16 protein-coding genes are annotated in these 12,647 nt (G+C 34.4%); 8 read left to right on the forward strand and 8 right to left on the reverse strand.

Features of this window, described 5'->3' with window-relative positions; translation table 11 throughout:
- Nucleotide 1 precedes the first annotated feature (1 nt).
- From ACQKM9_RS07875 to ACQKM9_RS07895, 5 genes are all read left to right on the forward strand, one after another.
- A complete protein-coding gene (locus ACQKM9_RS07875; RefSeq protein WP_427733822.1) occupies nucleotides 2-1,177 on the forward strand; it encodes an acyl-CoA dehydrogenase family protein in 1,176 nt (391 codons plus the stop codon).
- A gap of 36 nt (nucleotides 1,178-1,213) precedes the next feature.
- Nucleotides 1,214-2,080 carry a transporter substrate-binding domain-containing protein gene (locus ACQKM9_RS07880; protein ID WP_427733823.1) on the forward strand — a complete coding sequence of 289 codons (867 nt, stop codon included), beginning with the start codon at nucleotides 1,214-1,216 and terminating at the stop codon, nucleotides 2,078-2,080.
- A gap of 84 nt (nucleotides 2,081-2,164) precedes the next feature.
- Nucleotides 2,165-2,872 (forward strand): amino acid ABC transporter permease, encoded by a 708-nt coding sequence (locus tag ACQKM9_RS07885; protein WP_427733824.1) that lies wholly within the window; start codon nucleotides 2,165-2,167, stop codon nucleotides 2,870-2,872.
- 12 nt (nucleotides 2,873-2,884) lie between these two features.
- Nucleotides 2,885-3,598, forward strand: a complete 714-nt coding sequence (locus ACQKM9_RS07890; RefSeq protein WP_427733825.1) for an amino acid ABC transporter permease — start codon at nucleotides 2,885-2,887, stop codon at nucleotides 3,596-3,598.
- A 17-nt stretch (nucleotides 3,599-3,615) separates the two neighbouring features.
- Nucleotides 3,616-4,371, forward strand: coding sequence for an amino acid ABC transporter ATP-binding protein (locus ACQKM9_RS07895; RefSeq protein ID WP_427733826.1), 756 nt, complete (start codon nucleotides 3,616-3,618; stop codon nucleotides 4,369-4,371).
- 54 nt (nucleotides 4,372-4,425) lie between these two features.
- On the opposite strand, the gene ACQKM9_RS07900 is transcribed toward ACQKM9_RS07895, so the two are convergent.
- The 4 genes from ACQKM9_RS07900 to ACQKM9_RS07915 are packed head-to-tail and all read right to left on the reverse strand — an operon-like array spanning nucleotide 4,426 to nucleotide 6,789.
- Nucleotides 4,426-4,830 (reverse strand): disulfide oxidoreductase, encoded by a 405-nt coding sequence (locus ACQKM9_RS07900; RefSeq protein ID WP_427733827.1) that lies wholly within the window; start codon nucleotides 4,828-4,830, stop codon nucleotides 4,426-4,428.
- Entirely contained in the window at nucleotides 4,820-5,470 is a 651-nt protein-coding gene (locus ACQKM9_RS07905) for a DsbA family protein (protein ID WP_427733828.1), read from the reverse strand. Before ACQKM9_RS07905 ends, ACQKM9_RS07900 begins: the two co-directional genes overlap by 11 nt.
- A 53-nt stretch (nucleotides 5,471-5,523) precedes the next feature.
- The gene (locus ACQKM9_RS07910; protein ID WP_427733829.1) at nucleotides 5,524-6,372 is read right to left on the reverse strand and encodes a M56 family metallopeptidase; all 849 of its coding nucleotides are present in this window, start codon (nucleotides 6,370-6,372) and stop codon (nucleotides 5,524-5,526) included.
- 3 nt (nucleotides 6,373-6,375) lie between these two features.
- Complete coding sequence (locus ACQKM9_RS07915; protein WP_427733830.1) at nucleotides 6,376-6,789, reverse strand: BlaI/MecI/CopY family transcriptional regulator; 414 nt, start codon at nucleotides 6,787-6,789, stop codon at nucleotides 6,376-6,378.
- 221 nt (nucleotides 6,790-7,010) lie between these two features.
- Here ACQKM9_RS07915 and ACQKM9_RS07920 point away from each other — a divergent pair, with 221 nt between their 5' ends.
- On the forward strand, nucleotides 7,011-7,307 hold the full coding sequence (locus ACQKM9_RS07920; protein ID WP_427733832.1) for a hypothetical protein: 297 nt from the start codon (nucleotides 7,011-7,013) through the stop codon (nucleotides 7,305-7,307).
- A gap of 218 nt (nucleotides 7,308-7,525) precedes the next feature.
- Nucleotides 7,526-8,008 carry a hypothetical protein gene (locus ACQKM9_RS07925; RefSeq protein ID WP_427733834.1) on the forward strand — a complete coding sequence of 161 codons (483 nt, stop codon included), beginning with the start codon at nucleotides 7,526-7,528 and terminating at the stop codon, nucleotides 8,006-8,008.
- Nucleotides 8,009-8,336: 328 nt separating this feature from the next.
- On the opposite strand, the gene ACQKM9_RS07930 is transcribed toward ACQKM9_RS07925, so the two are convergent.
- The 3 genes from ACQKM9_RS07930 to ACQKM9_RS07940 all read right to left on the reverse strand — a co-directional run bounded on the left by ACQKM9_RS07930 (nucleotide 8,337) and on the right by ACQKM9_RS07940 (nucleotide 10,603).
- The gene (locus tag ACQKM9_RS07930) at nucleotides 8,337-8,882 is read right to left on the reverse strand and encodes an HPP family protein (protein ID WP_038180684.1); all 546 of its coding nucleotides are present in this window, start codon (nucleotides 8,880-8,882) and stop codon (nucleotides 8,337-8,339) included.
- A 142-nt stretch (nucleotides 8,883-9,024) separates the two neighbouring features.
- Entirely contained in the window at nucleotides 9,025-9,639 is a 615-nt protein-coding gene (locus ACQKM9_RS07935) for a PH domain-containing protein (protein WP_427733835.1), read from the reverse strand.
- Nucleotides 9,640-9,727: 88 nt separating this feature from the next.
- Entirely contained in the window at nucleotides 9,728-10,603 is an 876-nt protein-coding gene (locus ACQKM9_RS07940; RefSeq protein WP_427733836.1) for an RtcB family protein, read from the reverse strand.
- Between the two features lie 128 nt (nucleotides 10,604-10,731).
- On the opposite strand from ACQKM9_RS07940, the gene ACQKM9_RS07945 reads away from it, so the two are divergent.
- Nucleotides 10,732-11,592 carry a hypothetical protein gene (locus ACQKM9_RS07945; RefSeq protein WP_427733837.1) on the forward strand — a complete coding sequence of 287 codons (861 nt, stop codon included), beginning with the start codon at nucleotides 10,732-10,734 and terminating at the stop codon, nucleotides 11,590-11,592.
- 92 nt (nucleotides 11,593-11,684) lie between these two features.
- Here ACQKM9_RS07945 and ACQKM9_RS07950 read toward each other — a convergent pair whose 3' ends face one another.
- Complete coding sequence (locus ACQKM9_RS07950) at nucleotides 11,685-12,596, reverse strand: tetratricopeptide repeat protein (RefSeq protein WP_427733838.1); 912 nt, start codon at nucleotides 12,594-12,596, stop codon at nucleotides 11,685-11,687.
- Nucleotides 12,597-12,647: the final 51 nt, after the last annotated feature.

Consider the following 12,647-nt stretch of genomic DNA (forward strand, 5'->3'; position numbering starts at 1 on the left):
TATGAAAGAGATATTTATAAGAACAGAGCTACAACGACAATGGTTAGATAAACTAGCATTCCTTAAAGACCAAATTACAGGTAGCGCCGCAACTGTAGATGAATTATCTATTTTTCCTAAAGAGAGCTTTAGCCTGCTCCGCAAAATTGGCTATCCTGCAATTACTTTACCGAAAGAATTTGGTGGCGAAGGATTTTCAGTTTACGATATGGTCCTTCTACAAGAAACACTTGCAAGCTACGATGAGAATACTTCACTTTCGATGGGCTGGACTTTAGGGGTTGTAGGCGAATTGTATCAGGAGAAATTGTGGTCAGATGACAAGCTTAATTTCTTTGCAAATGAAGTACAAAATGGTGCTATTGTGAATCGTTCTGTAAGTGAGGCCCGCACTGGCAGTCCCACTCGAGGCGGGCGTCCTGGAACAACTGCAGTTCGTTCTGAAAAAGGGTGGCTTATACATGGACGCAAAATTTTCACTACGGCTTCCCCTGTCTTAGATTATTTTTTAACTTCTGCTTGGATTGAAGAAAAACAACAAGTTGGGTTCTTTTTAATTCATAAAGATACTGCAGGACTATCTATTGAAGAAACATGGGATGTAATGTCCATGCGCGGCACATCAAGTCACGACTTATTATTACAAAATGTTAAAGTAAGTGACTCAGATTTAGTCGAATTACCAAATCATCCAAGCGGAGGTAAAATCAACGGCTGGTCATTGCATATTCCTGCAACTTATTTAGGTATAGCACAAGCAGCTCGTGATTATGCAGTTCACTTCGCAAATCATCATCAACCAAATAGCTTAAATGCACCGATCAGCTCATTACCAAATGTGCAGCATCTATTAGGTGACATTGAGTTAAAACTTCAGCAATCTAGATTTGTCTTATATGGTACAGCTGAAGCTTATGACGACCCAAAACGAAGAGACTCATTGACCAATGAAATTGCCGTCGCCAAACATACAGTGACTAATGCGGCCATTGATATCGTTGATAAAGCAATGAGAGTCGTGGGTGCAAAAAGTTTACAAAACGCTAATCCATTACAACGATATTACCGCAATGTCCGTGCAGGTCTACACAATCCTCCAATGGATGATATGACTATAACAAAATTAGCATTAACAGCTATTGAAGAACAAAAAAGAACGAATTCGATTGTGAATTAATAATAAAAAAAGAAACTTAAAAAGGGGTTATAAAATATGTTCAGTAAAAAACTATTAAAATTTGCCGCAGTCGGTATTACTTCAATTGCAATTTTAGCTGGTTGCTCTACAAGTGAAGCATCTGATTCTAAAGATAAAGGAGATTCATCAAAAGTACGTACGGTGAAAGTCGCCTTTGACCAAGCAAGTAAGCCGATTTCATATATTGACGACCAAGGTAATCCAACTGGATACGATGTAGAAGTGATGAAGCTAGTGGATGAATTATTACCAGACTATAAATTTGAATATGTAGGCACGACTAGTGACGACTTATTAATTGGTGTCGAACAAGGTAAATACCAAGTCGGTGTAAAAAATGCCTTCTTCACAGAAGAGCGTACAGAAAAGTTCATCTACCCTAAAGAATTCCTTGGCTTAAGTAGTGCAGGTTTGGTATTACGTAAAGAAGATGAAAATATTAAATCACTAAAAGACTTTGCATCAGCAGGCTACTCTCTAGCACCAATTGCCGCAAATAATGCTCAATATACAATCATCGATGAATACAACAAAAAAAATCCAGATAACAAAGTAAAACTAAAAGCTGGAGATGCTTTCACTATCGATATTGTTCAATGGGTCAACGAAGGCCGAGTAGATGGTGGTGTAATGATTGAAGGTCCTTTTAATCAGCAAGTTACAGCCAAAGACGGCGCTTATCACAAATTAGCAAATGACATTGTGTACAATGAATTTGCTGTAATTAAAACATGGCCGCTATACAACAAAAAAGAACAGAAATTTGCAGACGCATATGACAAAGCTATAAAACAAATTAAAGAACAACAAAAAACAAATGAATTGAGCAAAAAATTCTACGATCGTGATTTATTTGAAGTACTTGAGCAAGTGGAACGTTAATTGCTTATGCATAAGTAGCGTCCTTAGGCTGTTGAGTAATAAAACTCAACAGCCTTTCCAATACAAAACGAAAATGGTGAGCATATGGAAAAATATTTTGATGCATCTTATATCTGGGAGTCACTCCCTATTTTACTCCCCTTTCTAAAGGTGACATTTATGATAGCAGGACTGTCCATTTTACTAGGTTCCTTTTTTGGTTTATTACTTGCGATAGCCAAATTGGGCAGCAGTAGAATTGCTCAAAAACTTGCAAATGGCTATACAACTATCATGCGTTGTACACCTTCGATCGTGTTACTATTTCTCGTTTATTATGGTGTACCTGCACTAGCTGAAAACTTCGGCCTCAATTTACACGATATTGATACGGCCATATTCGTTATCGTAACTTTCACACTACAATTTGCAGCCATTATGTCCGAAGTAATTCGTTCTTCTTATGATTCAATTGACAAGGGCCAATACGAAGCCGCTGTTAGTGTCGGCCTAACACCTTTTCAAGCCTATCGTCGTATTATTTTTCCACAAGCTTTAGTTGTAGCGTTACCCAATCTCGGTAACGGTATGATTGCCTTATTACAAGAAGGTGCACTTGCTTATACTATCGGGCTTATTGATGTCGTTGGAAAAGCCAATCTCATTATCGCCAGCAACATAAATGCACATGCTCTCGAAATTTTTATCGCTTTAGCAATCATCTACTGGGTATTGTCATTGATCATCGAAAAAATCTTCTCAATTCTTGAAAAATTCTTTAGTAAAGGTAAAAAAACGTTGGAGACAACATAAGGAGGTACGCACATGTCTGAAGGATTAAATTATAAATTTTTGATTGATACATTTTTTGTCGCATTGTCTGGCGTACCAGTGGCCCTACTTGTGACTTTTGTTTCTTTGCTAATTGCTATACCTCTTGCATTTTCACTCGCTTTAACACGTATTTATCGAATACCTTTTATACAACGTTTAGCTCAAGTGTACGTATCATTTGTACGAGGTACGCCTATTATTATTCAAATTTTTATCGTCTATAGTAGCGTTCCATTAGTTTTAACAGCATTATTTAAAAAATATGATATTGCTATGGATGTCTATAAAATCCATCCAATTTGGTATGCCTTTATCGTCTTTTCATTTAGCACTACTGCCATTTTAATTGAGGTATTCCGATCTGCACTGAGCACAGTCAACAAAGGGCAGATAGAAGCTGCACATTCGGTTGGTTTAACGACTTATCAAGCATACCGACGTATCATCATTCCACAAGCACTTGTGGTAGCACTGCCAAATATTTGTACAGCAACCGTCAACCTCATCAAAGCTACTTCCCTTGGTTACGCAATGTCTTTACAGGAAATCACATTGAAAGCTAAGGTTGCTGCAAACGTAGGTTACAACTATGTTGAAGCTTATATAGATATATTCATCGTGTACTTAATCTTATGTAGTGTTGTCGAATACGGCTTCAAATTGTATGAAAAACACTTACGAAAATATAAATTAGCAAATGCTTAAAACTGGGGTGTGATGATATGTTAAATATTAAAAATGTGCATAAATCATTTGGCAATAATGAAATATTAAAAGGTGTCGACTTATCCATTGATAAGGGGGATGTTGTCGTCATCTTAGGTCCTAGTGGTTCCGGTAAAACGACTTTACTTCGTTGCCTTAACTTTTTAGAAAAGGCCGATCAAGGTCATGCTACTTTCGGAGAAATCGATGTAAATTTACATGATGCAAAGAAAAAAGACATTCATGCTATTCGCCAGAAAATTGCATTTGTCTTTCAAAATTACAACTTATTTAACAATAAAACTGCACTTGAAAACGTCATAGAAGGCCTTATTATTGGACGTAAAGTGCCAAAAAATGAAGCTATTGAAATCGGTAAAAAAGCATTAAGTAAAGTGGGTCTTACCGACAAATATGATGCTTATCCAAGCCAACTGTCAGGTGGACAACAACAACGAGTTGGTATTGCACGTGCAGTTGCTTTGAATCCTGATATTATTCTTTTTGATGAACCTACATCTGCTCTAGATCCAGAGCTTGTTGGTGAAGTACTAGCTGTTATGAAGAATATTGCCAATGAAGGCACAACAATGCTTGTAGTTACTCATGAGATGTCCTTTGCTAAAGATGTAGCTAACCGCGTTATCTTTATGGATGGTGGCGTTGTCGTTGAGGAAGGTAATCCTCATGAAATTTTCGTCAACCCTAAAGAAGAACGTACAAAGAAATTTTTAAGACGTGTGCTACCTGAAGATTATTCATTCTTTATTTAAATTCAAAAACGCCCACCTCTAAGTTTTATAAGAGGTGGGCATTTTCTATTTCATTTATTTACGTTTCCATAGTACTAACATCGAAATTGTAATCAATGTAAAACCGATAAAAGATAAAAATGGAATCGTTACAAAGCCAAACCAATTAATATATTGCCCTGAGCAAGGTACTCCATTTGTGCATGTACTGAACTCATGCATGGATGGTATCTTTTGTAATGCATAATGATAGCCAGAAAGAAGCATCCCAAAAGCCGACATCGGAAGCACATATTTATAAATCGCTTTATCATTCCTATAAAATGCCATCCCTAAGAAAAAGACAAGTGGGTACATTAATATACGCTGATACCAACAAAGTGTACATGGGATAAAACCCATTTGTTCACTAAAAAACAAACTACCCATCATGGCTATAATCGACGTTATCCAGCCAAAAAGGAGCGCCTTATTTACCATTAGCAGTCGCCTCTTCTACCTTTTTCACAAAATCATCGTATGTGTTTCCAGTGAATTGTTTGCCATCAATATAGATACTTGGTGTTGATTGGACACCGAGATTTTTTGCCATTTGCATATCTTTATCCCATGCTTCTTGTCCCGCATTTTCACCAAAAGCTTTCATTACCTTTTTAGTTTCTTTCTCAGTGGCTATTTCAGATAATGCTTCTTCTAAAAAGTCCTCAGTATATAAATCTACTTTTTCATAAGATAAATCTGTTGGTTGTTTACTGAACAGTAGCTCATGGAAAGCCCAAAACTTCTCATTTCCCAACTCTTTATAGACTGTTTCAGCAAATTGAGCAGATCGATTTGAATCAATATTAATAAAAGAATAATTTATAAAGTAAAACTTAGCTTTCCCTGTTTCAACAAAGTCTTTATAAATAACAGGGACCATTTGATCATTAAAATCTTTACAGTTTGGACATTTATAATCGCCGAATTCAATAATATCTACGGGTGCTGATGCTTCACCTAAAAACGGTTGCCCTTTATAATCAATTTCTGCCGATTTTTCAGCAGAATTCGTTAAAACAATAATACCTACGATACAAACTACTACTACACCTACAAACCAAAATATTTTCTTAGACATTAATAAGCACTCCTAATCAAGACTACATTACGTAGTGTATTGGGGTAAAAAATTTACGCCAAGGCGTAAATAAATAAAGAACAAATAAAACTAAAAATCGCTAAAGAGATTACTAACATTTTCACTGGTAAATTCCATTGAATTTCTCTTAACGGATCTAAAATAAAGCCAATTCGATAGTTAACAGATGTATCCGCAAATGATGCATAAGAAAAAGGCATTTTTTCATACTTACTTACTTTTAACATCTTCAACAAGGCACTACCCAAGTGCACAGATGTCTGCTGTTTTTCAATAGCATATTCATCTGCAAGCAATTCCTTCATGATCTTATATTTCTGATTACACCAATCTAAAATCGGAATATACCACATTGTAGATGAACAGAGTTCCATTAAAAAGATTTTAAGTGGATCTCGATTTACCTTATGGTACATCTCATGTGAAATAACAGCTTCTAACTCTTCGTCAGATATAAGATTCATCAAACCTGTTGATAAGACGATCTTGGGTTTTATAAATCCCATCGTAAGTGCTAATGGTGTAGGATGCGAAATGACAAGAAGTACCTCTTTACCTTGGCTATAATTACAATTCATATTGAGCGTAAGCATATTCTCTCTATATTGCTTAAATCTCTTTTTCATACGAATAGCATGATAGAATTGAGATCCTATTTTCCATATAGTCAAAATTAGTGTATAGCTGACAAGTGCATCAAGTATATAGTCCAGTGAAGACAATCCGATTATTCTCAACCAGCTATGACATGCGACTACAAGATTGTATTGAACAGTCCAATCAGCTATCTTTGCGACAAAATATAAACCCATTTCTAAAAAAATTGTTCCCGAAATAATGAGTGATACGATGAGGATGATGGACGAGTGACGTTTGTACATACGTTACGTGCCCTTTTTTAGTTCTTTAATTTTTTTCTCAAGCATAGCTACGAGATCATCATCGACATCTTCTAGTGCATCAAGCATATGGCTAACTACAACATTACCAAACTCGTCCATTAGCTCATTAGTCATCTCTTTAGATTGTGTATTCAAAAAGTCATCTCTCGAGAGTACTGGCTTATATAAAGAGGATCTACCTTCAGTTCTCTTTTGAAGAATTCCCTTGTCAACTAATCGATTCATGACTGTCATAACTGTGTTAAAATTCGTCAACTTTTCTTGATCAAGTATTTGTTGAACATCTTTGATGGTCATTTCTACATCGTTCCATAAAATGTCCATGATCTTTGCTTCTAGAGGGCCAAAAAAACGATTCAACCCACTTTCGTTCATTTTGAACTTTCGAATTCTCACGACTTGATCACCTCACATTACTCATTGTAGTGTTACGTCCATTTCCAGTCAAGAATTGTTCCCCAAATACTATTAATTTAAAGATTATATGATCTTGGAATTATTAAAATACATTATGAATTTTAAATTCGAAGGTTCAAATAACATTCTTTTATTAGAAAACTGTTAAGATATGCGTATAGATTTTCTATCATGGGCATCTTATGATTGGAGGTATCATCATGACTAAACAAAATAACGCAGCTATATGCGCCATCAAATATCATTTAGTAGAACGGATTACAGGTTGGTTTGAACAAACAACACAACGTACTACTCACCACATACACTTGTATGCCGATTCAGTTTCAACTGCCAAAAACGTCTTTAAATTAGAACATATTCATGATATGTCATATAAACCTTTCTCTAGTGGGTCCGGATTATTTTATTTGCATACAAACCAAGGGGTATTCATGTTTGAAATCGAAGTAGATCCAACTCATTTTATTCAAACGTATAAACGAATACGAGAATGAAGTTTTTTTAAAATAAGTAGCTAATAGTTCTTTTACCTCTTTGCTCTTCCATCGTTCACTAGCCACTTTCCATTATCTTCTAATACTCTGATGTAGCATTCAGGTGCATTGTGAGCATTCCTGATTTATAATGAAAAGTATGACTTGAATAGAGAGTATTAATTTGGGGTTAAAGAGAGACGCATAAATTGCGTCATGAGTAGGTGAAGAAAGGTTTTATGTTTAAAAATAAAAAAATAAAAATCCGTGTATCTGGATGGTCAGCACTTCTGATTTTGATAATGATATTAATTCTGGGACTTTTTTTAGTAGTGACTGTACCGCTCTTCGGATTTTTTGGTTTGTATAATTTATTGGCTAAGTATGATTTAGCATCTATACAAATTTTCGAACAGTGGTATAGAAATGGATTATATTACGGATGGTTTATATTATTGATTGCCGCAATGATGTTCTTGGTGGACTTCATAAATTTATTTGTTGTTGCGAGTTTTAACCTACTTTGGTCAAAACCGGTAGCAGTAATTAGTTATGCCATACAAACTGCTGTTTGTGTTATCCTTTTTAAAAGTTTACTAGTAATGAGTTTTAGTCGAATTGATGTAACATGGACGGGTTCTATTATTATGTTTGTACTTTTATATATTATTGTCGCCGTTTTTAGTTATGAAAAACCAGAGCAAGCTAAAAAAAATGAGTAAATGTAGTTAGAGCTTCTTTATATAGAAGCTCTTTTCTTTTCGGAAAATATAACATATCCAAAGGTTGACTCAATCACTAAAATTTGATAAGATTTCAATCGTTCGGTAATTTTATCGTTTTTAATTCGGTAAAATTCGAACTTCATGTGAGTAAAAACTTGTTTTTGAGCTTCTAACACTCGGTTAGGTGCTCTTTTTTTGCATTCATTTAAATAATTCACTAACTATAAACTGATTCACTGTGAACAATAATTTTATGAATTAAAACAGGCACTTCTAAATTAGCTGTTTAATCTAAAAATTATTAACCAATTTTGAGTAGATTTTGTCACCACCAAAAAGTTGGATATCTTCTTGTGCTTCTCATGTTATTTATTATAAGTGCGAAAATAACAATTATTAGTGAACCTATTAATACCGGAGTAATGATATAATGCCAGCTGTAGTTACCCAGCATTATTATAACTGGATTGGCTCCTGCTGGTGGATGTGTTGTCTTAGTAATCATAATAAGTGCTATAGCTAAGGCTACTGCTAAAGCAATTGCCCAAGGTTCGTTACCAAAAAGGTTTAGTATAATGATACCAACTGCACTTGTTAATACATGACTTCCAATAATATTACGTGGCTGTGATAGTGGTCCGTTCCAAAAAGCAAAGGCTAGTAAACAACTTGAACCAAAAGGGGCCATAAACCATAGCGTATTAGTCATTTTCGTTAGTTCAAGGAGAACAAAGATCGTGATATAACAACCAATTAAAGCTGTCAGTATATCTTTCCAATTTGTTTTCAGCGGTGAATTGCCTTTACCTCTCATTTTAGCGATGTATGATAGCGTTTTTGATTTTTGTTTTGGTGATGCATTTTGTGACACGTTGTTTCCCTCCTGATTTATTTACTTTACTACAACTAAGCAAATAATAAAGGAGTTTTAATATTTAAATTATACTGCTAGAAAGGCTCTTACTAGTCTATAAAAAAAGAAGTTATCCACTAAAGTGGATAACTTCTTTTTTTTAGTGATTAATATATAACTCAAATACTTCTCTATAATCTTCTTTTACATATTGCTTTTTGTTTTGCAGAACCCAATCGTTAGCGAAGCGAGCAATTTGTTCAAATGATTGGGCTGGTGTTACTACATTACTCTCTACTTTGCCGATTGACTCTGCTGCATACGTTAAGCTATTTTGAGCAATTTCAAAGTATTGTGTGTTGTTTTTCATTTCTACTGAAATCGCATGAAGTGCTTTATATAAATCTTTAATTTCTGCGTCGAATTTTTTGTGAATATCGATGGACATTGGAATATTGTTAATAGTGAATTTAATTTCGATATCTAGATCGATTGTGCCTGCAGTTTCTAACATAACATCTGTGATTGTGCTATGTTGATAGTCATAGCGCTTTAATAGACGCTTTTTACTAATCGCATTTTCGCCGTCTACGTGGATCAGTGCTTTATTTGTGAAACAATATTCGTCTGTTTTCGCTTTGATTAGGAAGTAAACAACTTCACCTGATTCGTGTAGAACGAAATCGTCAGCTTCTGTTTTGTCGAAATTTTCTTTTGGTACGACAATCCCAATATCAGAAAGACCTAGTGCATCTGAGGCAAATTTTTTAAGCATATTATGTTCCTCCACTAATGTTAAGATTTTATTCTATCTTCTCTATATACGAAGTAACATCAGTACAAGTTCCATTTCTGATCAAAAATTACTTAGAACGTTTCTTACGGCGATAAGATGGCCACTCATTCTCACTTGCTTTAAAGTTATAAACAGGCTTAATGATCGTTTTAATATCTACAGTATTTCGGACATTTTCAAGAATTTCTTCTATTGGTTTATAAGCCATTGGCGCTTCATCAAGCGTTTCCTTATTAACTGATGATGTCCAAATACCAGTCATTGTTTTTTGATAATCCTCAAGATTTATATTTTCATTTGCTTGAGTACGGCTCATAATACGCCCTGCACCGTGTGGGGCTGAATAGTTCCAATCTTCATTTCCCTGCCCATAGGCGATAATGGAGCCGTCACGCATATTAATAGGTATAATGAGCTGTTCCCCCTTTTGCGCAGAAATGGCACCTTTTCTTAAGATCATATTGTCGGTATCGATATAGTTGTGAATAGAATCAAATTCTTCAACTAAATATTTTTCAAGATCTAAATGTTCAATAATAGAACGCGCAATTTGTCGACGATTTTCTTTTGCATATTGCTGTGCAATTTTCATATCATGGATGTAATTTTGAAAATCTTCACCTTGTACATAAGCAAGTTCCTTTGGAATAAGCGGTGTTTCTTTTTGGTATTTCTTAAGGGCAGGTTGAATTTCTTGAAAGCGCCCTTGCTCTTTTAAAGCAGCTACTATTCCTGATACATCGCGGTGTTGTATTTTTTCATATGCTAACTTTTGATAGTAAGTTGCAATTTTAGCACCTACTGAGCGGCTCCCTGTGTGAATGCATAAATACAAATAGCCATCCTCATCTTGAGACACTTCGATAAAATGATTACCTCCTCTTATATGAATATCTAAATATGCACTATAGCATAAACCATTTAAATTTTTTAAAATAGGCAAAACAACATAAAACTATATAAGACACTCATTTCTTAACTTCTTTTGTAATTTTAGATTTAAATTGTTTTTCAATGATATTTTTTTGACATCTACTATACTTTACATACATAAAGGAAAGAGTGATAACTATGAAAAAACGCACTAAATTAAAAATCGAAAAAATAAAAATTACAATGGAAATGAATCTTTCACTTGAAACAATTGAGCATCATTTACCCATTAAATCAAAAGTATTCGGAAACAATTATTATGTAGGTTCATACGAACCCAACATGTATGTACATTTCATTTTAAAAGATTTACCTGAATGGAAATTTGGAATTTGGACAGATAAAGAAATTACACATAACCAATACTTTGGCGAATATTCACCCTTAATTAACAGTGGCTTTTCACCATACAATACTTACATATCCGAAAAAAATATTAACGATTTTATACAAAAAATTATCGAAATCAAAAAGAATGAAAGACTATACGTTGTAGATTCATATACAGCACATATTGCTTTAATCGATGACAACGTAGTAGAACCAATTCATACTTATCAAGACATACTTTACATTAATGATAAAGGTGAATATGACTTTAAACGAGATACCACAGTTACTAAAGAATCATATGTAGAAGAAATGTGGAGTAAACTTCAAAAAGAAATCCAACAGAAAAAAATTGACGAACAGCTTCATCGCAAAGAATCATTTAATTACTTTAAAACTTTGTTAGAAATTGAAGATGTAGCAGCTGTAGGTATAGACGATATGATTCGTTGGAATAGTCCCCAAAGATACCACATCACACTTTTAGTACCTACTTGGCTAGAATTAAATAAAGATGATTTTCAAAATAAGTTCGAATCTCTTTGCAAGGAAATTAAGAATAAGAACGAAGAAATATGGGAAAAGCACAAAAGTAAGCACACTTTCGATTTAACCATCCTCACAAGCGATAATGAATCAATAAAACATCGCGACTATGTTTTAAAGTAGACACTTACATTAGTACATCTATACACAGCAAAAGAAATTAAATTCTTTTGCTGTTTTTTGTATCAAATAAAAATTTTATTATTTTTAAAATCTTAATCCTGATACTCTGGATGATTATGACGAACACATCCAAATAAGTAGCAATCCTCTTGCACTTCAATGTCAAACTCCATAGCTGGCACTACACCATCCGTCATGTTTTCTAGTACTTGCTCATATGCTTTCTTTTCGTTCATTAATTCAATAATTTTCTCTTGCTTCTCACTCTCAGTCCAAACATCATCTTCATTGTCACGTACTTCTTTAATATCCGCTATTTTAATTTCGTTAACTTCCTTTAACACTTCATGGACCGTTGTCAAATCACCTAGTTCAAGCAATGAATACACATACCTACTTACCCAACTGATTTCTTCCCAAGCACTTACCCAGCCTTTTTTAAACCACTCCATAGCCTCTTTATAGCAACCCAACTCTACATATAAATCAGCCACCTCTATCTCCCCTACAAAGTCCTCATCATCCTCAGAAAATGTATCAAGCCTGTTTTTTGCTTCATCCACTTTTCCTAATTCAATTAAACACTTTACATAACCGTACATCGAACAGTCAGAATCCCCTGACGCTAAAAGAAAATGCTTTGCAGCTGATTCAAAGTCCCTGAAATGGTAATTCACAATCGCTAAATTATGATAAGTGGTCTTAGTAGGTTGAATATTGATTGCTGCTTCCAACATTTCTTTAGCTTCATCCCATTTTTTAATTCTTATATAAATCTCACCTAACAAACTATATGGAAAATGCGAAGTTGGATTCAGTTTCATAGCTTCTTCTAACAATATAGTAGCCTTCATATATTTATGTTCTTCATTGGAATACATCCAAGCGAGATTGTTTAGCGATTGCACATCTCTGCTTTCTTCTACAGCTTCTTGAAATAAGTCAAGCGCATCTTCATACTCATTCTCTTCTAACGATTCAATAGCTCTTTGATTGATATTCAATTTCTTTTCCCCGCTTCTTTTACAATTCACACATACATCTTATAAGTTTCG

Source organism: Viridibacillus sp. NPDC093762 (genome assembly GCF_050279675.1).
In the GTDB taxonomy this organism is placed as follows: Bacteria; Bacillota; Bacilli; order Bacillales_A; family Planococcaceae; genus Viridibacillus.